Source organism: Streptomyces sp. NPDC051561 (assembly GCF_044454195.1).
GTDB lineage: Bacteria > Actinomycetota > Actinomycetes > Streptomycetales > Streptomycetaceae > Streptomyces.
This window is the reverse complement of the sequence record NZ_JBITDM010000026.1, coordinates 81,658-100,129: the sequence shown is the minus strand read 5'-3', so window position 1 is coordinate 100,129 and position 18,472 is coordinate 81,658. Positions and strand designations below refer to the sequence as shown.

Below are 18,472 nucleotides of genomic sequence, written 5' to 3'. Positions count from 1 at the left end.
CCCGGGCGTCCCCGACCCCAACGAATGGGGCCCCCTGAAGGGCCAGCTCCCCCCCCCCCCCCGGCCCCCCCCCCCCCCCGCGCCCCCCCCCCCCGGGCCGCCCCCCCCCCGCCCCCCCCCCCCCCCCCCCCCCCCCCCCGGCCGTTTCACGGGGTGGTCGCGCTATCCGCCGCCCCGCCCACGACCTGCGGCACTCCCATCGGATCCGCGTCCAGCTCCCGCCCCTTGGTCTCCGGGGCCGCCACCGCCATCCACCCCATCGCCAGCAGCACCGCCACCGCCAGCACGCCGAAGGTCCACGGCAGCCCGAGCACCGGCCACAGCACCGAACCGAAGAGCAGCGGCGCGAAACCGGTCAGCGAGCGGCTCACCGACGACGCCCAGCCGAAGCCACTGGCCCGCAGGGGGGTGGGGTACACCTCCGAGGCGTACGCGTACAGCACCGGGATGGCCAGCTGGACCAGGAAGCCGAACACGGCGATCGCGACCAGCGGTGCCGTCTCCTGCTCCCGTACCAGCGCGAAGACCACCAACGAGAAGGCGGCGAGCGGAGCCGTCACCCCGATCAGCCACTTGCGGCCGACCACATCCACCAGCGCGGTCGAGACGATCACGCCCAGAATGCCGACCGCGCTCATCACCGTGGTGCCGGTGAACGCGGCGGTGTCCCCGTGCCCCTCGGCCTTGAGGATCGACGGCATCCAGCTCAGCGCCGCGTAGTAGACCAGCATGATGGTGGCGAACATCAGCCAGACCGCCGAGGTGATGCGCGGGCTGAACCGCCAGATCAGCCGCAGCTGTTCGGCCGCCGCCGCCAGGCCCTTGGTGCGCGGCCGGTCATCGGGTCGTGGAATGCCGTACGGCTGAGGGCTCGCACCCGTACGGACGACCAGGTCGTCGATGACCGCCCTGGCCTCCCGCTCGCGCCCCTTCTCGGAGAGATAGACGGGCGACTCGGGAACCCCGCGCCGCACCCAGAAGAGCAGCAGTGCGGGCAGCGTCATCGTCAGCAGCATCCACCGCCAGTTCCCGCCGAGCGGCAGCATCGCCGTCGACACCAGCCCGCACAGCGTGACCCCGATCGGCCACCACAGATCGAGCGCGGTCAGGATCCGCCCCCGGTACTTCCGCGGGGAGAACTCACTGACCAGCGCGTAGTCCACCGGGATGCAGCCGCCGAGCCCCACCCCCGCGAGGAAACGCAACAGCAGGAAGATCCAGTACGTCGGTGAGGCCGCGCCCAGCACCGAGAACACCGCGAAGATCAGCAGCGTCACGCTGAACGCCTTCTTGCGGCCGATCCGGTCCGCCACCGAACCCCAGGCGACGGCGCCGACCGCCATCCCGACCAGGTTCGCGGTGGCGACCAGCCCCCGCTGCCCGAGGGTGAGGTCGAACTCCTTCCCCACCAGCGGCATCAGAAAGCCGTTCAGGGCGATGTCGTACGCGTCGAAGAGGTAGCCGAGCCCGCCGATGATGAACACCTTGCCCTGGACACCCCACCTCCACGGCAGTTCCTGGACGATCTGATCGCCTGACTTCACGGTCGCTCCATTGAGAGTGCGTCGAGTAAGAGCGCGTTGGGCGCTGAACTGACGGAACACCTTGTTCCGCAGCGAAGCATCCTGCCTCAGAGCCTGTGTCTAAACCCCGGTCGGATCAGCGAACGTCGTCTGGTGCGTGCGATCGCAAGGCGCTGGAAGGTCGTCGCTGGGGTCTCCCCTGCTCGAACGAAGTTGAGAGCTTGGGGAAGGAGCTACTAGGGCGTTTCGGCAACGCGCGAGCGTGCGTGCCAGACGGCGGGCGCCCGACCGGGGTTTAGACACCGGCTCTCAGTGCCACGCCCCGGCCAGAACGCCGCACAGTCCGGGTGCGGACCCGGTCCGCACCCGGCCCGGCCTCGCCGCGCCGCCGACTCCGGAGAACCGGGCTCCCAGGCCGGTCGTGGTGGGTGCGGCGGAGGATCGGGGTGCGTGCCCGCTGCGTAGGCTGCACGACCATGAGTGACACCGGAGGGCTCCGCGAGCACAAGAAGCAGCAGATGTACCGGAAGCTGTCCGACACGGCCGTCGAGCTGTTCCTGGACAAGGGCTTCGAGCAGGTGACCGTCGCCGATGTGGCTACCGCGGTCGGTATCTCCAAGCCGACCCTCTTCCGGTACTTTCCGGCCAAGGAGGACCTGGTACTGCACCGCCTGGCCGACCACGAGGGGGAGTCCGCCCGGGTCGTCGCACAACGGCCCTGTGGGTGCTCCCCGCTGGAAGCGTTGCGGTGTCACTTCCTGGACGGACTCGCACGCCGGGACCCGGTGACCGGACTCAACGACCATGCCGCCGTGCTGGCCTTTCACCGGCTGCTGTACGGAACGCCGTCGCTGGTGGCGCGGCTGTACACGTATCTGGAGCGGGACGAGGCCGCCCTCGCCGACGCGCTCGGCGCCGGGACCCCCGGGATTCGGGTGCGGCTCGCCGCCGGACAGATTCTGGCGGTACGACGCATCCTCGCCCAGGAGAACTGGAGACGAATCGCAGCCGGCCAGAGTGCCGACAGCCTTCATGACGAAGCGGTGGCGGCAGCCGAGGAGGCCTTCGCGCAGCTGAGGGCGGGACTGCCGCGTTACGCCTGACCCGCCGTCCGACCCGCTACCGGGAAAAGTAAAAAACGTTACCGAGTTACGTTATTCTCGGTGGAATGACTCCCAGCGACCCCACTCCCCGCGATGCCCTCGCCGACGAACGCACCTACCACGACGCCTGCCGCACCGCGCTGGCCGACATGATCGACGGAGCCCAGGAGGAGGTGGTGGTCGGTGAGAACGCCTCCGCGTCCGGCGCCGACGCCGAAGTGCTCGGCCACCAGCTGCGCAGCCGGGCCAAGGGGCTGCGGGAACTCCCCGAGGGGCCTTTGTTCTTCGGCCGTCTCGGCTTCGCCACGGACCCCGGTGCGGCCGGTGATCACGCCGGGCAGAACTACCACATCGGGCGCCTGCGCATCACCCGGCATCCCGCTGCCCCGCCACTGGTCGTCGACTGGCGCGCACCCGTTTCGCGCGCCTTCTACCAGGCGGGGCCGCACGACCCGCAAGGTGTGGCCGTACGCCGACGGTTCGGCTGGACGCCCGCGAGCCGAGGCGACTCCGCCGATCTGACCGCCCTGGAGGACGAACGTCTGGGCGCGGGCGAAACCCACGAGAGCGGCATCGTCGCCGGTGAGATCGAGCGCCCCCGGGTCGGGCCGATGCGTGACATCGCTGCCACCATCCAGCCCGAGCAGGACGACCTGGTGCGCCGGGACTTCGCCACCTCGATCTGCGTCCAAGGGGCCCCGGGCACCGGAAAGACCGCGGTCGGCCTGCACCGCGCGGCCTACCTCCTCTACACCTTCCCCCAGCGCGTCCAGCGCGGCGGCATGCTGATCCTGGGCCCCAACCGCACCTTCCTCACCTACATCGCCGAAGTCCTCCCGGCGCTGGGCGAGTCCGGCGTACGGCAGTCCACCGTGGAGGACGAGATCGCCCGCCACCCCGTCACGGCCCGGGACGACCACGCCGTGGCAGTGGTGAAGCACGACGTCCGGATGGCCGAGGTGCTGCGCCGGGCGCTCTACGCGCGGGTGCGCCCCCAGGGGGCCGACTCCTTCGTCCTGCCGGACGGCTCCTACCGGTGGAGGATCCCGGCCGGCGCACTGGAGCGGATCGTCCGCGACGTACGCACCGAGGAACCCGCGTACGCCGTGGGCCGCGACCGCGTCCGTACCCGCGTCGTCCGCACCGTCCAGGAGGAGGTCGAGCGTCGCACCGGACCACGTACCAGCACCTGGACGCGGAAGACCTCCCGGGCCCGCCCCGTCAGCGCACTCGTCGACGCCGTCTGGCCCGACGTCAAACCCGAAGAAGTCCTCGCGGACCTCTTCACCGACCCGGTCGCACTGGCCGCCGCGGCCGAAGGCCTCCTCGGACCGGACGAGCAGAAGGCGCTGTTGTGGGCCAGGCCCCCGCGCTCGCACCGGACAGCCCGCTGGTCGGCGGCCGACCTGGTGCTGCTCGACGAACTCGCCGGCCTGATCGAACGCCCCGCGAGCCACGGACACATCGTGATCGACGAAGCGCAGGACCTGTCTCCCATGCAGTGCCGTGCCCTCGCCCGCCGCTCACCCTCCGGCTCCCTCACCGTCCTCGGCGACCTGGCGCAGGGCACCACCCCCTGGGCCGCACGCCACTGGTCCGAACTCCTCGGCCACCTGGGCAAACCGGACGGCTTGGTCGTCCCGCTGACCATCGGCTTCCGCATCCCCGCCGCCGTCGCGCACCTCGCCAACCACCTTCTGGAGCACCTCGACGCCGACGTACCCCCGGCCCGTGCCATGCGCCGCGACGGCGACCTGAGGATCGAGGCCACGCACGACACCACCACTGCGACCGTCGCGGCGGTGCACGCCGCACTGACCCACGAAGGGTCCGTCGGAGTCATCTCGACCGACACCCATGCGCCCCTGCTGCGCGACGCGCTCATCGCCGCTGGCCTGCACCTGCCCGCCGGGTCCGACCCGGCGGGGGCCCGCGTCAGTGTGGTCCCGGCCTCCGCGGTCAAGGGCCTGGAGTACGACCACGTCGTCGTGATCGAACCCGCCGCACTCGTCCGGGCCGAGCCGCGCGGCCTCAACCGCCTCTACGTCGCGCTGACCCGGGCCGTCTCCCGCCTCCACGTCATTCACTCCGAGCCGCTGCCCCGGGCGCTCGACGCGCAGGTCAACTCCCCTTCGGAGACCGGAGTACGGCAGGCGTAGACCCCCGCACGGGCCGGACACCCTGCGTGCCCGGCCCTCGGACCGGCTCCGCGTGGGACTACCAGGCCAGCTCCGCGTGGACGGCCTTGCCGTCGTGCAGGGGGAGGACACGAACCCGGCGGCAGAGGCGCTGGACGATCGACCACCCGTGCCCGCCGGTCAGGTCGGGGCTGCGCAAGCGCGGGGGAGTGGGGTTGGAATCCCGGACGGCGACTTTGACGCCGCCAGGAACCAGGCTGAGTTCCAGAGTCAGCGGGCCGGAGGCGTAGCGGACGGAATTGGTCACCAGTTCCGAGACGACCAGCAGGACGTCGTAGTGGAAGGTGTGGTCGGCGAGCCGGGCATGGCGGTGGAGGAAGGCGCTGGTGCCCTCGCGCGCATCGGCGATGCAGCGGGGTGTGCCGGCGAAGCTCATGTGCACCGCCCCGGGAGGGACGTTGAGCGGAGTAGCCGGTGGGGGTTCCATACCCACTCTCTTTTCGCTGGATGCTCACCGCTCGGGTGCCCCACCGTCGTCTGGGACCGCGTCGCGCTTTTCGAGGGCCCGTTTCCTTGGTGTTCCCCGCGTCTCAGAGTACCCAGCCCGGGTGAAACGGTCAGGGCTTTGCACCCGCTGCCAGGGTGCGTGCGTGGACCGGCAAATCAGTGCGAAGTGGTGGCCAGTTCGGGGAAACGGGTTCCCAACTAGTGCAGAATCACTAGGCTTGACTGGTGTGTATCCCTCAGGCTGGAGGTCACTTCATGAAAGAAGCGGCCGCGTGACCGGCCCGCTGTTCCAGGTCCAGCACCACGGCACGGACCGGCTCAGGCTCGTCGGCTCACTGGATCTGAGCGGCGCCGCGCAGGCGCGTGCCGCTGTCACCGACCGCTTCACGGGCGGGTCGGATCGCATCATCATCGACCTGTGGGACCTGCGGTTCTGCGACTGCGCGGGACTCAACGTGCTGCTGGAGGCCAAGGTCACGGCCGATATGCTCGCCATCGAGCTGTGCGTGGAGGGCGCCCGCGCGCAGGTGGCCCGACTGTTCGCCCTCACGGGCGCCGACGAAGTACTGCTCACGCACAGCGTCACGCGTCTACCGCCGAGGACCAGTTGATGCCTCCGACCCCGCAGACCACACCGGGTTCCGGGCCGCGCGCCGCCGGTGGGCGCATCACCATCCTGCTCGTCGAGGACCATGACATGGTCGCCGAGGCGCTCCGGCTGGCCCTGGACCGTACCGAAGACCTGAAGGTCGTCGGCCGCAGCCGGTCCGTGCAGGAGGCTCTGGCCGACGCCGCCCGGCTGTACCCCGCCGTGGTGGTGCTCGACCGGCGACTGCCCGACGGCGACGGCATCACCGCCATCACCACGCTAAGATCCGCCGCTCCCGGCACCCGGGTGCTGGTACTGGCCGGTGAGGGAACTCCCGCCGTGGCCGCGGAAGTTGCCGAGGCCGGTGGCTCAGGTCTCATCCTGAAAGTCGGCAACCTGGAAGAACTCCAGCAAGGAGTACGTCTGGTGGCGGCGGGCGAAGTGGCCTTCAGCAAGGGCCTGCTCGACGGCGCTCTGGACCGGCTGACCGGCCGTACCACCGGCCTGGGCGCCACCCTCACCCCGCGCGAGCGCGAAACACTGGGCCTGCTGGGCGACGGACTGAACGCCGCCGACATCAGTGAAAGGCTCGGCGTGGCCGTCAACACCGCCAGGAACCACGTCCAACGGGTCCTGGAGAAACTCGACGCCCGCTCCCAACTCGAAGCGGTCGCCGTGGCCCGCCGCGAGGGCCTCCTCCGGTGACCGGGAACGGCCACTCCGCAGCGGACCGCGCCCCGGGCCCGACCGAGACCGCGTTCACCCTGATGGTCATGAGCGTCGTCGACTACGGCATCTTCATGCTCGACCCCGGGGGCCATGTCTCCACCTGGAACGCCGGCGCCGAACGGATCAAGGGCTACCGCGCCACCGACATCATCGGCAAGCACTTCTCGGTGTTCTATCCGGCCGAGGACATCGACGCCCGCAAACCCCACCTCGAACTCGAAGCGGCCCTCGCCGACGGCCGGCTGGAGGACGAGGGTTGGCGCATCCGCAAGGACGGCTCCCGCTTCTGGGCGAACGTCGTGATCACCGCCCTCTTCGACGAGACCGGCGAACTGCGTGGATTCGGCAAGGTCACCCGGGACATGACCGAACGCCGGGCCGCCGAGCAGGCCCTCACCGAACGCCGCCGCCTCTTCACCCACCTGGTGCGCGCCCAGGAACTGGAACGCCGCCGCATCGCCTGGGACGTCCACGACGACTCCCTCCAGGCGATGGTCGCCGTCGGCATGCGCCTGCAACTCCTCGCGGACCGGGCCGGCGAGCCCCTCGCGGACGAACTCTCCCAACTCGACGCCTCGGTGCGCGAGGCGGTGGACCGGCTGCGCACCCTCACCTTCCGGCTCCAGCCACCCGGAATCGACCGGCACGGCCTGATCGAGTCGCTGGCCCAGCACCTCGACGACGTGGTGTTCAGCGGCTGGGGTCTCACTCCGATCCTGGAGCACGACCTGGTGAAGGAACCGGCGCCGGAAACCGCGATCACCATCTTCCGCATCGTGCAGGAGGCGCTGCTGAACGTGCGCAAGCACGCCAGGGCACGCGTGGTGAGGGTCACCGTCAGCACCGAGGGCCGGGGCCTGCTGATCCGGGTGATCGACGACGGCACCGGCCACCAGGCGATCACCCACAAGGCGGGCGAGAACTTCGGGCTGATCGAGATGCGTGAGCGGGCCGAGACGGCCGGCGGTTGGTGGACGCTGCGCAGCGAGCCCGGGACCGGCTCGACCGTGGAGTTCTGGATCCCCGATCTGCCGGCCACCGCGCTGGACGAACCGTTGCCCGGTGCGCCCACCGCCGGCCCCGACTCCTTCCGGGAGCCGTCGTGAGCCGGCCCGATGCCCCCGAGCGCCGCCCGAAGGTGCTGGTCTGCGACGACAACGACATGGTGCGCGCGGCCCTGACCGAGGTCGTCAGGGCCCAGCACGACCTCGATCTGGCCGGCAGCGCGGCCGATGCCGACGAGTCGATCAGGCTCGCCATCGCCGAGCGGCCGCACGTCGTGGTGCTGGACGTACGTCTCCCCGGCGGCGGCCGGTACGCCGCCCAGGAGATCATCCGGGCCGTCCCCGGCGTCCGCATCCTGGTGTTCTCCGCCTACGGCGACCTGGGTCCACGCGCCGAGATGGCCGCGGCCGGCGTCTCGGGATACCTGGTCAAGGGCATCACCAACGCCCAACTCCTGGCCGAGATCCGCACGTGGGGAGCCGAAGCCCTCGCACCCGGTGCGCCGGAAGGGACCGCCGACACCGTCGGGCAGGCCGGAAGGCCGTAACCCTGGGGATCGGGCCCCAGCGGACCCTCACCGCAGCGCACTCTTCTGCTGCCACTGCTCCCAGGAGAGGTTCCACGCCCCGAACCCGTTCCCGGGCGCCACCACCCCTTTGGTGTCCTGCCCGGTGATCTCGAACGGGTCGCCCGGCCGGACCTGCGCGTAGAACCAAGTCGCGTCGGCGTTGCTCATCCCTATGCAGCCGGAACTCTGGTTCGCGTTGCCGAAGTAGCGGGCGTTCCACGGGGCGGCGTGGGCGTACATGCCCGACCAGGTCAGCCGCATCGAGAAGTTGACCATCTTGTCGTAGGCGTCGCCCAGGCCCACCGTCTCGGAGTTCATGTTGATGGTGCCCTCCTTGGCCATGAGCACCGCGGTTCCCCGCCAGGAGCGCTTGTCGCCGCCGGGAGTGCCACCGGAGACCGGTATCCGGCGCACCGTTGTGCCGTCCCGCTCGAAGGTCAGCTGGTGCTTGTCGAGGTCGACCCTGGCGATCTGCCGGGCGCCGACGGTGAAGGCGGTCGTGTAGTCGCGGACGAACCAGCCGCCGCCCGTGCCGGAGTCGGTGCCGTTGAGCTCGGCCTTCAGCGTGACCTTCGTGCCGGGCTCGAAGTACGTCCGGGGCCGCCAGTCAGCCCGGTCCTTGCCCGTGTGGTCGGTGACCCAGCCCCAGGAGCCCTCGGTGTTGTTCGAGGTGGTGATCCTGAGCTGCTTCTCGACCGCGGCACGGTTCTTGACGGGACGGTCGAAGACCAGCGAGACCGGCTGGGCGACACCGACGGTGGTGCCCGCGCCCGGTCGCCAGTCGACCTTGTTGACCTTGTCCGCCGGGGCCGTGGTGAAGGCGGACGTGGTGTCCTTCACGGTTCCGCCCCGGGTGCGGGTCGTTGTCCTCACGGTGTACGAGGCGCCGGGTACGGCATTGCGGTCGGAGACCCAGGTAAGGCCGTCGGAGGCGGCCTTACCCGCGAGGGCGCCGCCCTTCGCGTCGGTGACGGTCACCGAGGTAAGGGTGCCGTTCACGGCCGTGACCTTCACGGGCCTGCCCGCCGGAACCTGCTTTCCGGTGGGCGTGACGGTGACCGCGACCGGGCGGTCCGCCGCGCTGGGCGTCACCTTGGCGGCCGGGGCGGCGGAGGATCCGCCCGACGAACAGGCGGCGAGCGGTGCCAGCAGGGCGGCCGCGACGGCGGCCCGGACGCGGGCATGGGCAAGAGCGCGGGTGCGGGACAACGGGACCTCCGGAAAGGAGCGGGAAAGGGCTGGGCCGAGTGGGCGATGCCGTGACTCTAGAGCCGGAAAATCCCAGTTCAGCCGCTGTGGAGCTATGTGACGGCGGCTGGTGAGGAACGGTCATCGTCCGGTCACATTCGCCGCGCGGAGCGGTCATCGGCCGCTGTGAACATCCTGTGCGTCCCCGCAACAGGCCGGGGCGGAGAAGAGGTTCAGACTGTGTCAGCGCTGTTCGTGCCGCCCGGCCGTGTGGACCAGGCAGAGCACCGGGGGGTGGTCCTGCGGACCGTCACCCCCGAGACGTACCGCACCTTCCTCGCGTCCCCCGAGGGGGCGGCGCTCGGTGCCGGTTTTCTGCAGTGCCCGTCCTGGGCCGACGTCAAGGACGGCTGGCGGGCGCAGCTGCTGGGCTGGGGCCCCGACCCCGAGGCGGGCCGGCTCACCGGTGTGGCACTGGTGTTGCTGCGCCAGTTCCCGGGCACCCGCAAGTACTTCGCCTACCTTCCCGAAGGGCCGGTCGCCGACTGGAACGCTCCCGACGTCGACAGCTGGCTGGGCCCGCTGCTGGAACATCTGCGCCGCGCCGGTGCCTTCGCCGTACGCATCGGGCCCTCGCCCGCCTACCGGCGCTGGGACGCCGCCCGCCTCAAGTCGTCCACCGGACCGGGCCGGCACCTCGGCGACGTACTCGCCAGTGAGGTCGACCCGCTCGGCACCGCCGTCGCCGAGCGGCTGCGCGCCCGCGGCTGGAGCCGCTGCGGCGGGGACGGCGCGGGGAACGACGGGGACGCCCAGCCCCGGCACGTTTTCCACGTACCGCTCGCCGGACGCAGCACCGAGGACCTGTGGGCCGGACTCAGCCAGGAGTGGCGGCGCAATGTGCGCCGGGCCCGCAAGGAGGGGGTGGAGGTGGTCGTCGGAAGTGCGGCCGAACTCCCCGAGTTCTACCGCCTGCTGGATCTCACCGAGCGGCGCGACGGATTCCGCCTCGGCCGCTCGCTGGCCTACTACGAGCGCCAGTACGCGGCGCTGAACGCCGAGGAACCCGGCCGGATGAAGCTCTACCTCGCTCGCCACCAGGGAGAGATCCTGGCCGCCCACACCATGGTCACGGTGGGCCGCCGCGCCTGGTACCAGACCGGCGCCTCCGCCGACCACCGCCGCGAGGTGCGGCCCTCGAACGCCCTGCAGTGGCGGATGCTGCTGGACGCCCACGCCCTCGGCGCGCACACCTATGACATGCGCGGGGTACCCTCCACTCTCGACCCGGGGGAACGTGCGTACGGACTGCTGCGGTGGAAGCTCGGCACCGGAGGACAGGTCGTCGAGACGCTGGGGGAGTGGGAGAGACCATTGGACGGCCGTGCCAACCACGCGCTTCACCGCGCCTTCCAGGCGTACCTGAACCGCCGATGAAGCAGCGGACGCCGACGGGCACGGAACGTACGGAAGGCACAGAAGGCACAGAAGGCACGGAACGCGCGGACGGTGCGGAGCCCACGGACAGTGCGGTACGCACGGACGCCACCGGCACCCCCGAAGCGGCCGCGCCCGCCTCGCCCGCACGCAGCACCGCCCTCATGGCAGCCGGATCCCTCGTCGGCCGGGCCACCGGCTTCGCCCGCTCCGCCGTGGTCGCGGCGGCGATCGGCACCATCGGAGCGAGTGCCGACGGCTACGCGGTCGGCAACGCCCTGCCCACCATCGTCTACATGCTGCTCCTCGGCGGCGCCCTCAACGCCGTCTTCGTGCCCGAACTGGTCAAGGCGGCCAAGGAGCACAAGGACGGGGGCGTCGCGTACACCGACCGGCTCGTCACCGTCTGCGTACTCGCCCTGCTCGTGATCACCGCGACCGCCGTCTGGGCGGCGCCCGCGATCATCGACGCGTACACCGACTACACCGGGCCGCAGGCGGCCATGACCACCGCCTTCGCCCGCTACTGCCTGCCGCAGATCTTCTTCCTCGGCCTGTTCACCCTGCTCGGGCAGATCCTCAACGCCCGCGGCAGATTCGGCGCGATGATGTGGACCCCGGTCCTCAACAACGTCGTCGTGATCGCCGTCTTCGGCGTCTACCTGGCCCTCGCCATGGGGGGTGGCGACACCCTCACCGCGACCGAGATCGCCGTCCTCGGCTGGGGCACCACCGCGGGCATCGCCGTCCAGGCCCTCGCCCTCCTGCCCGCCCTGCGCGCGGCCCGCTTCCGCTGGCGGCCCCGCTTCGACTGGCGCGGCAGTGGGCTGACCCGCCCCCTGCGCGCCGCCTTCTGGCTGGTGCTCCTGGTCCTGGCCAACCAGGCCGCGTACTGGGTCACCACCCGCCTCGCCACCACCGCCGGCCTCGACGGCGGCCCCGGATACGGTGCGTACAACAACGCCTACGCCCTCTGGGTCGTCCCGCACGGCATCATCACCGTCTCCGTGGTGACCGCACTGATGCCCCGGATGAGCGCCGCCGCGGTCGACGGCGACACCCCCGCCCTGCGCCGCGACGTCTCCCACGCCCTGCGGGTCAGCGCCAGTGCCGTCGTGCCCGCGGCCTGCGCACTGTTCGTGCTCGCCCCGCCGGTGATGGCCCTGGTCTTCGGGTACGGCAGGACCAGCGCCGCGGACACGGCCGCCATGGCCACCATTCTGATGGCCTTCGCACCGGGACTCGTCGCCATGTCGGGCCAGTACGTCCTGTCCCGCACCTTCTACGCGCTCCGTGACACCCGTACGCCGTTCCTGCTCAACCTGGTGATCGTGGCCCTCAACGCAGGGCTGTCCCTGGCCGCCGCCCAGCTGCTGCCGGCCCGCTGGGCGGTGACGGGCATGGCCGCGGGGTACTCCCTCGCGCTGTGCGCGGGCTGGGTGGTGACCGGCACGGTGCTCGGTCGCAGGCTCGGCGTCGTACGTCCGCTGCGTTCGTCCGCCGTCGGCGCGCACGCCCGGCTGCTGCTCGCCGCCGTACCCGCCACCGTGCTGGGCCACTTCGCGGCGGTGGCCGCGGCGGGGGCGGGGACCCCGGCCGCACTCGCCGCGGGCGCGGCAGTCATAATCCTCACCTTCGCCCTGCTCGCCCGTCCGCTGCGCCTGACCGAAGTCGACGCGCTGCTCTCCGGTCTGCGCCGGCGAGCGGCCCGGACCTGACGACGCGCACCGATCCGACCGGGGTTTGGGCACAGGCTCCGACCAGCACCGCATCACCGAGGGAGAACCACCGATGTCCCGCGTGCTCCTCATCGAGGACGACCCCTCCGTACGCGAAGGGGTCGAACTCGGCCTGCGCCGGCGCGGCCACGAGGTACGGGCGGCCGCCAACGGCGAGGCCGGCCTCGCCGCGCTCGCCGAATTCCGCCCCGATCTGCTGCTGCTGGACCTGATGCTGCCCGGCATGAACGGCGTACAGGTCTGCCGGAAGGTCCGCGAGAGCAGCCAGCTGCCGATCATCATGCTCACCGCGCGCGGCGACGACTTCGACGTGGTCATCGGCCTGGAGGCCGGGGCCGACGACTACATCGTCAAGCCCGCCCGCACCGAAGTGATCGACGCCCGGATCCGAGCCGTACTGCGCCGCATGGACGACCACACCCCGGGCCGCCCCACCATCGAGGTGTACGGCGAACTCACCATCGACCGGGCCGGGCTGACCGTCACCAAGGCCGGCCGGCCGCTCGCCCTCGCCCCCTCGGAACTCAAACTGTTGCTGCACCTGTCCGCCGCCCCCGAGCAGGTCTTCAGCCGGCAGCAGCTCCTGGAACACGTCTGGGAGCACAGCTTCCACGCCGACGCCCGACTGGTCGACGCCTGCGTCCGCCGGCTGCGCGGCAAGATCGAGGACGAGGACGGAAACCCCCGCTACGTCCAGACCCTGCGCGGCTTCGGCTACCGCCTCGGGCCGCTGTGACCGGCGTACGTCGCCGCAGTCGTCCGGGACCGGTCGGGGGGACGGCCGGGGACGAGCCGCCCCGGGGCAGGGTGTTCGGTCTGCGCACCCGGCTGCTCCTCGCGTTCCTGCTGGTCGCTGCCGTCAGCGCCACCACCACGGCCGCACTCACCTACCGCGAGGCCCGCAACGCGGTGCTGAAGACCGCCCAGGACGTGGCGGTCTCCTCGTTCCGCGAGGAGATCCAGAACCTGGGCTTCACCCTGCCCCTGCAGAAGGAGGGGCTGGAGGACACCCTGCGCACCATCGCCCGCAAGGGCAAGCCGCGCACCTGGGTCGTCTTCGCCGAGTACGGATCGATCCGCGCCTCCTCGGGCGAGAACCCCGTCTCCACCGTCATCACGCCCGAACTGCGCCGCGCCGCACGGAACGACCCCCGCGGCAGCTTCGAGCGCGTCGTCAAGGACGGCGCCCCCTACCTGACCATCGCCATGCCCACCCTCTTCAAGACCGGCCCCGGCAGCCTTCTGCACAGCGGACTTACTTTGTACGCCGTCATGCGCCTGACCGACGAGCAGATCAACGTCGACGCCCTGCTCGTGGCCGCCAGGGACGGCGCCCTGCCCGGCCTCGCCGTCGCGCTCGTCCCCGGCCTGATCGCCGCCCGCAGCGTGCTGCGACCGGTGCGCAAACTCCGCCAGGCGGCCCGGAGCATGGGCAGCGGAAAACTCGACACCCGGATTCCGGAACGCGGCAGCGACGAACTCGCCGACCTGGCCCGCACCTTCAATGAGTCGGCGGCCCAACTGGAGCTCACAGTTCGGGAGTTGCGTGAGGCCGAAGCGCGCGCCCGCCGCTTCGCCGCCGACGTCTCGCACGAACTGCGCACCCCCCTCGCCGGAATGCTCGCCGTCGCGGAGGTCCTGGACGAGGACGCCGAGCACTTGGACCCCGACACCGCCCAGGCGGTACGGCTGGTCAGCGCCGAGACCGGAAAGCTCGCCGTCCTCGTCGAGGACCTGATGGAGATCTCCCGCTTCGACGCCCGCGCCGCCGAACTCAACCCCGACGAGATCGACGTCGCCGAAGCCATCGCCAAGACCCTCCAGAACCGCCACTGGACCGACGACCGGGTTCGCCTCGAACTCCCCGACGGCATCCGCGCCCGCCTCGACCCGCGCCGCTTCGACATCGTCATCGCCAACCTCGTCGGCAACGCCCTGCGCCACGGCGCCGCACCCGTCACCGTGCGGCTGCGCATCGAAACCCCCGCCCCGGGCACCCCCACCCTGATCACCGAGGTCCTGGACGAAGGCCCCGGCATCCGCCCCGAAGCCCTCCCGCACATCTTCGACCGCTTCTACAAGGCCGACGCGGCCCGCACCCGCTCCACAGGCAGCGGCCTGGGGCTGGCGATCACCTGGGAGAACGTAAAACTGCACGACGGGACGATCCGCGCGGGCAACATCCCCGGGGGCGGCGCCCTCTTCACGGTCGCCATACCGCTCCATGTGGAGGAGACCGCAGGATGAGACGCACTCGCGATCGACGGCGCGCGCCGGGTGTCGCCCTCACCGCCGCCGTGCTCGTTCTCACCGGCTGCGGCATCCAGGAGACCGACGTCGTCGAAGCGGGCGCCCCCGCCACCGCCGACGCCTTCTACAACGACGAATCCGACATCCTGCTCTTCTTCCGTTCCCCCGACGGCAGAGTGACTCCCGTGATCCGGACCAACCAACTGGGCAAGCCCGGCGCCCCGGACTCCCTGCTCGAAACCGAGCAGGAGCGCGGCGGCGCCACCACCGAGCAGAAGCGCGGTGGTGGCTCGGTGAAGGAGGCCAGGATGGAGCGCGCCGTCAAGTTCCTCCTCAGCGGTCCGGGCAGAGAGGACCGGGCAGCCGGCCTGACCACTGCTCTCCCCGCGGCGCGCGCCGGTGGCACCCTCCGGGTCCAGTACGGCACGGGTGGCGTGATCATCGCCAGGCTGCCGCTCGCCCTGCGGGAACTGGACTCCACCGCCCTGCGCCAGCTGACCTGCACTGTTGCCTACCGGGAGGACTGGGACGGACAGGCCACCGTGGAACTGACCGGCCAGGACGGGGTGGTGAGATCCGGCACCTGCGGCCTCATCGGCGGCAGCGTCGGGGGCGAACCCGAGGAACCGTCGGAACCCTCGGAATCCGTGGCGACAGACGCCCGGACCGAACCGGGCGGTGCCACCGGCTGAGCCACGGGGCCCGGGGGAGTCCCACGGCCCGCCCGCCGGGGCCGGTCCGGGGTTGCGGCCAAGGCTCTAATGAGCCGCGAGCCGTTCCACCAAGCCGATGCCGCGCGCCAGCAACTCCCTTTCCTCCTCGGTCAGTTCCGCCTCGATCGCCCGCGCGAGCCAGTCGGCCCTGCGCTCCCGCGCCTCCTCCAGGAGGGCGCGCCCCGCCTCCGAGAGGTCGACCAGGCTCTTGCGGCCGTCGGACGGGTGGGCGCGGCGGCTGATCAGCCCCTGCTCCATGAGCAGTCCGACGGCGCGCGCCATGGACTGCGGCCGCACCTGCTGGCCGGTCGCGAGCTCACTGGTCGTCATGGCGCCCTTGCGGTCCAGCTCGCCGAGGACGGCCACCTGGCCGAGCGGCATCTGGTCCTCAAGTTTCACGCGCCGCGTGAGTTTTCCGATCGCGGTGCGCAGTTCGGCCGCGACGGCGGCGGATTCCGGGAGGGGCATACCGCACTTTAACGCAGGGGTGCGCACCGCAACGGCACAGCTCAGGAGCGCGGTGGACCTGCGGCAGCCCGCCACATCGCTCAGCAAAATGTGCAGCAGAACTACACAGCGAAACTGCTCAGCAGAACTGCACAGCATTGCTGTAGAGTCAGGTTCGCCGGGTCCAGCGCCACCGTCGTCGCAGCCGGACCGCGGCATGCGAACAACGGGAAGGGCCTCCCATGACCGCCCTCACCTCCGTCACCGGCCGCCTCGTCCTCGACAGCAGGGGCAACCCCACCGTCGAGGTGGACGTGGAACTCGCGGACGGCTCACTCGGCCGGGCGGCGGTCCCCTCCGGCGCCTCCACCGGCGCGCGCGAAGCCGTCGAACTCCGCGACGGCGACCCGGCCCGCTGGCACGGCAAGGGCGTTGACTCCGCCGTCCGCCACGTCAACACGGAACTCGCCGCGGCCGTCATCGGCCGCGAGGCGGAGGACCAGGCCGGTCTCGACGCCGCGCTCGTCGCCACCGACGGCACCGCCACCAAGTCCCGGCTCGGCGCCAACGCGATCCTCGGAATCTCCCTGGCCACCGCCAGGGCCGCGGCCACCGCCCACCGGCTGCCGCTCTACCGCTACCTGGGCGGGTCCGACGCCCGGCTTCTCCCGGTACCGATGATGAACATCGTCAACGGCGGTGCGCACGCCGACAATCCCCTGGACTTCCAGGAGTTCATGATCGCCCCGATCGGCGCCGGGACGTTCGCCGAGGCGGTCCGGATGGGGTCCGAGATCTTCCACACCCTGCGCCGCGACCTGCTCGCCGCCGGCCACTCCACCGGTGTGGGTGACGAGGGCGGCTTCGCGCCCGCGCTGCGCACCGCCGAAGAGGCCCTGGACTTCGTCATGACGGCCGTGGAGCGCTCGGGGTACCGGCCGGGCACGGACATCGGCCTGGTCATGGACCCCGCGTCATCCGAGTTCTTCCGCGACGGCGTCTACGACTACGCGGGGGAGGGAGTGCGACGTACGCCTGACGAACACGCCGCCTACCTGGTCAAGTTGATCGACTCCTACCCGATCGTGTCCATCGAGGACCCGATGGCCGAGGACGACCTGACCGGCTGGCAGGACCTGACGGCACAGGTCGGAGCGCGCTGCCAGCTCACGGGTGACGACGTGTTCTGCACCGACGAGAACATCCTGCGCGAAGGCATCGGCTCCGGCGTCGCGAACTCGGTCCTGGTGAAGGTCAACCAGATCGGCACCCTCACCGAAGCCCTGGCCACCGTTCACACCGCCCACCGGGCCGGTTACACCGTCGTGATGTCACACCGCTCGGGCGAGACCGAGGACACCACGATCGCCGACCTGGCGGTGGCCACCGGCTGCGGCCAGATCAAGACCGGCTCACTGTCCCGCTCCGACCGCACCGCCAAGTACAACCAACTCCTGCGCATCGAAGAGCAGTTGGGCGACAGTGCCCAGTACGCCGGAGCGCGGGCACTGCGCCCGCGGGAAGTCCGCTAGGGAGTGCCGGACGGTGCGGTGCCCGGACCGGCGGGTGCCGCACCGGCCAGGACGGGCGGCCGCAGCAGTTTGACCTCGCGCCACGGGTCGAACGGAGTGTCCGGGTCGAGTTCCCAGCCGTGTACGGGCGCTGCCTGGGCGACGTAACCGGCGCCCAGCGCACGGTACTTGCGGCGCGGAACATCGAGCTCGCGCGGTGGAGTCGCCGCCTTCAGGGGTGCGGTCAACTGGCGCTCCACCCGCGCCCGGTAGAACTCCGCGTCGCCCTCATGACGCAGCTCCGGCAGGGTGACGAACCACAGTGGCCACATGGGCACCACACGGAACACCGCGTCCATGAGCTTCATCAGCCCCGTCTCCACAGCGGGAATCCAGCTGAGGATCTCCAGGAACATGCCCACCACGACCAGGGTGAGCGCGAGCACCAGACAGAACACCCAGTGCACCGGCGCGTACACGACGGTCAGCAGGAACTGCACGGTCATCCGGACGGAACCTCTGACCGGCGACGGGTCCCAGGACGTGTCGCGGTACATACGTAAATCCCCCTCGGCTACGGGCAGCGCACACGGCTGCGGACCGAGCCCAGTGGACCAGCCGCACGAACCGTGCCCGCACCCGCCCCCCTGCCGGGAGAACGCCCCGGCTGCGGTAAGAACACCCCTGCCGTGAGAACGCCCCTGCGCCCTACTTCTTCCGGCGGGCCAGCAGCCAAGTCGTCGCCGCGCCCGCGGCAAAGGTGACCGTCAGGACGAACCACATCGGCGCCTCGGCCCAGAAGAGCCAGAAGTGGATACGGGCGGTGCCCGTATTGATGAGGACGAACCAGATGGCCAGCGCGGCAACGACGATCCCCGCGATCAGGCGCGGGGAGACGCCCAGAGGCGTCTTGCGGGAAGAACCGCCGGTCGGGGGCATTGCACTCCTCGGAGCAGTGAGGCAGCCGATATGACACCCACCATGACCCAGCAACATCCACCACGCATTTCCTCAGACCGGCGCCG

At 71.0% G+C, this 18,472-nt stretch carries 18 protein-coding genes; 12 read left to right on the top strand and 6 right to left on the bottom strand.

Annotation, left to right across the window (positions count from 1 at the left end; all coding sequences use genetic code 11):
• Positions 1 to 146: 146 nt before the first annotated feature.
• Positions 147 to 1,544, bottom strand: coding sequence for an MFS transporter (locus ACIA73_RS36175; RefSeq protein ID WP_399443195.1), 1,398 nt, complete (start codon positions 1,542 to 1,544; stop codon positions 147 to 149).
• Positions 1,545 to 1,999: 455 nt separating this feature from the next.
• Here ACIA73_RS36175 and ACIA73_RS36170 point away from each other — a divergent pair, with 455 nt between their 5' ends.
• Both ACIA73_RS36170 and ACIA73_RS36165 read left to right on the top strand, forming a co-directional pair.
• Positions 2,000 to 2,626, top strand: coding sequence for a TetR/AcrR family transcriptional regulator (locus ACIA73_RS36170; RefSeq protein ID WP_399443194.1), 627 nt, complete (start codon positions 2,000 to 2,002; stop codon positions 2,624 to 2,626).
• Between the two features lie 65 nt (positions 2,627 to 2,691).
• Positions 2,692 to 4,785, top strand: a complete 2,094-nt coding sequence (locus tag ACIA73_RS36165) for a HelD family protein (protein ID WP_399443193.1) — start codon at positions 2,692 to 2,694, stop codon at positions 4,783 to 4,785.
• A 58-nt stretch (positions 4,786 to 4,843) separates the two neighbouring features.
• Here ACIA73_RS36165 and ACIA73_RS36160 read toward each other — a convergent pair whose 3' ends face one another.
• A complete protein-coding gene (locus ACIA73_RS36160; RefSeq protein ID WP_399443192.1) occupies positions 4,844 to 5,251 on the bottom strand; it encodes an ATP-binding protein in 408 nt (135 codons plus the stop codon).
• A 292-nt stretch (positions 5,252 to 5,543) separates the two neighbouring features.
• Here ACIA73_RS36160 and ACIA73_RS36155 point away from each other — a divergent pair, with 292 nt between their 5' ends.
• The 4 genes from ACIA73_RS36155 (at position 5,544) to ACIA73_RS36140 (ending at position 8,141) form a co-directional block, all read left to right on the top strand.
• Positions 5,544 to 5,882 (top strand): STAS domain-containing protein, encoded by a 339-nt coding sequence (locus ACIA73_RS36155; RefSeq protein WP_399443191.1) that lies wholly within the window; start codon positions 5,544 to 5,546, stop codon positions 5,880 to 5,882.
• Entirely contained in the window at positions 5,882 to 6,565 is a 684-nt protein-coding gene (locus tag ACIA73_RS36150; RefSeq protein ID WP_399443190.1) for a response regulator transcription factor, read from the top strand. Before ACIA73_RS36155 ends, ACIA73_RS36150 begins: the two co-directional genes overlap by 1 nt.
• 62 nt (positions 6,566 to 6,627) lie before the next feature.
• Complete coding sequence (locus ACIA73_RS36145) at positions 6,628 to 7,695, top strand: PAS domain S-box protein (protein WP_399443203.1); 1,068 nt, start codon at positions 6,628 to 6,630, stop codon at positions 7,693 to 7,695.
• A complete protein-coding gene (locus ACIA73_RS36140; RefSeq protein WP_399443189.1) occupies positions 7,692 to 8,141 on the top strand; it encodes a response regulator transcription factor in 450 nt (149 codons plus the stop codon). Before ACIA73_RS36145 ends, ACIA73_RS36140 begins: the two co-directional genes overlap by 4 nt.
• Positions 8,142 to 8,168: 27 nt before the next feature.
• On the opposite strand, the gene ACIA73_RS36135 is transcribed toward ACIA73_RS36140, so the two are convergent.
• Positions 8,169 to 9,371 (bottom strand): Ig-like domain-containing protein, encoded by a 1,203-nt coding sequence (locus tag ACIA73_RS36135; RefSeq protein ID WP_399443187.1) that lies wholly within the window; start codon positions 9,369 to 9,371, stop codon positions 8,169 to 8,171.
• A 219-nt stretch (positions 9,372 to 9,590) separates the two neighbouring features.
• Between ACIA73_RS36135 and ACIA73_RS36130 the strand changes: the two genes are divergently transcribed.
• The 5 genes from ACIA73_RS36130 (at position 9,591) to ACIA73_RS36110 (ending at position 15,468) form a co-directional block, all read left to right on the top strand.
• Positions 9,591 to 10,787, top strand: a complete 1,197-nt coding sequence (locus ACIA73_RS36130) for a lipid II:glycine glycyltransferase FemX (protein ID WP_399443186.1) — start codon at positions 9,591 to 9,593, stop codon at positions 10,785 to 10,787.
• A 164-nt stretch (positions 10,788 to 10,951) separates the two neighbouring features.
• A complete protein-coding gene (gene murJ / locus ACIA73_RS36125; protein WP_399443202.1) occupies positions 10,952 to 12,505 on the top strand; it encodes a murein biosynthesis integral membrane protein MurJ in 1,554 nt (517 codons plus the stop codon).
• Positions 12,506 to 12,578: 73 nt separating this feature from the next.
• Complete coding sequence (locus ACIA73_RS36120) at positions 12,579 to 13,262, top strand: response regulator (RefSeq protein ID WP_399443185.1); 684 nt, start codon at positions 12,579 to 12,581, stop codon at positions 13,260 to 13,262.
• Positions 13,259 to 14,773, top strand: a complete 1,515-nt coding sequence (locus ACIA73_RS36115; protein WP_399443184.1) for an ATP-binding protein — start codon at positions 13,259 to 13,261, stop codon at positions 14,771 to 14,773. Before ACIA73_RS36120 ends, ACIA73_RS36115 begins: the two co-directional genes overlap by 4 nt.
• Positions 14,770 to 15,468, top strand: coding sequence for a hypothetical protein (locus ACIA73_RS36110; RefSeq protein WP_399443182.1), 699 nt, complete (start codon positions 14,770 to 14,772; stop codon positions 15,466 to 15,468). Before ACIA73_RS36115 ends, ACIA73_RS36110 begins: the two co-directional genes overlap by 4 nt.
• Positions 15,469 to 15,534: 66 nt before the next feature.
• Here ACIA73_RS36110 and ACIA73_RS36105 read toward each other — a convergent pair whose 3' ends face one another.
• Complete coding sequence (locus ACIA73_RS36105) at positions 15,535 to 15,957, bottom strand: MarR family winged helix-turn-helix transcriptional regulator (RefSeq protein ID WP_399443181.1); 423 nt, start codon at positions 15,955 to 15,957, stop codon at positions 15,535 to 15,537.
• Positions 15,958 to 16,178: 221 nt separating this feature from the next.
• Between ACIA73_RS36105 and eno the strand changes: the two genes are divergently transcribed.
• On the top strand, positions 16,179 to 17,468 hold the full coding sequence (gene eno / locus ACIA73_RS36100; protein WP_399443180.1) for a phosphopyruvate hydratase: 1,290 nt from the start codon (positions 16,179 to 16,181) through the stop codon (positions 17,466 to 17,468).
• Here eno and ACIA73_RS36095 read toward each other — a convergent pair.
• Both ACIA73_RS36095 and ACIA73_RS36090 read right to left on the bottom strand, forming a co-directional pair.
• Entirely contained in the window at positions 17,465 to 17,953 is a 489-nt protein-coding gene (locus tag ACIA73_RS36095) for a hypothetical protein (RefSeq protein ID WP_399443179.1), read from the bottom strand. The genes eno and ACIA73_RS36095 overlap by 4 nt on opposite strands.
• Positions 17,954 to 18,155: 202 nt before the next feature.
• The gene (locus ACIA73_RS36090; RefSeq protein WP_399443178.1) at positions 18,156 to 18,386 is read right to left on the bottom strand and encodes a lipopolysaccharide assembly protein LapA domain-containing protein; all 231 of its coding nucleotides are present in this window, start codon (positions 18,384 to 18,386) and stop codon (positions 18,156 to 18,158) included.
• Between the last annotated feature and the right edge of the window lie 86 nt (positions 18,387 to 18,472).

Excerpts from the sequence above, each read along its gene's own strand:
- ACIA73_RS36120 (WP_399443185.1), top strand. The coding sequence starts at position 12,579 with ATGTCCCGCGTGCTCCTCATCGAGGACGACCCCTCCGTACGCGAAGGG.
- ACIA73_RS36105 (WP_399443181.1), bottom strand. The coding sequence starts at position 15,957 with ATGCCCCTCCCGGAATCCGCCGCCGTCGCGGCCGAACTGCGCACCGCG.
- ACIA73_RS36110 (WP_399443182.1), top strand. The coding sequence starts at position 14,770 with ATGAGACGCACTCGCGATCGACGGCGCGCGCCGGGTGTCGCCCTCACC.
- murJ (WP_399443202.1), top strand. The coding sequence starts at position 10,952 with ATGGCAGCCGGATCCCTCGTCGGCCGGGCCACCGGCTTCGCCCGCTCC.
- ACIA73_RS36160 (WP_399443192.1), bottom strand. The coding sequence starts at position 5,251 with ATGGAACCCCCACCGGCTACTCCGCTCAACGTCCCTCCCGGGGCGGTG.
- ACIA73_RS36165 (WP_399443193.1), top strand. The coding sequence starts at position 2,692 with ATGACTCCCAGCGACCCCACTCCCCGCGATGCCCTCGCCGACGAACGC.
- ACIA73_RS36090 (WP_399443178.1), bottom strand. The coding sequence starts at position 18,386 with ATGCCCCCGACCGGCGGTTCTTCCCGCAAGACGCCTCTGGGCGTCTCC.
- ACIA73_RS36150 (WP_399443190.1), top strand. The coding sequence starts at position 5,882 with ATGCCTCCGACCCCGCAGACCACACCGGGTTCCGGGCCGCGCGCCGCC.
- ACIA73_RS36145 (WP_399443203.1), top strand. The coding sequence starts at position 6,628 with ATGGTCATGAGCGTCGTCGACTACGGCATCTTCATGCTCGACCCCGGG.
- ACIA73_RS36095 (WP_399443179.1), bottom strand. The coding sequence starts at position 17,953 with ATGACCGTGCAGTTCCTGCTGACCGTCGTGTACGCGCCGGTGCACTGG.
- eno (WP_399443180.1), top strand. The coding sequence starts at position 16,179 with ATGACCGCCCTCACCTCCGTCACCGGCCGCCTCGTCCTCGACAGCAGG.
- ACIA73_RS36170 (WP_399443194.1), top strand. The coding sequence starts at position 2,000 with ATGAGTGACACCGGAGGGCTCCGCGAGCACAAGAAGCAGCAGATGTAC.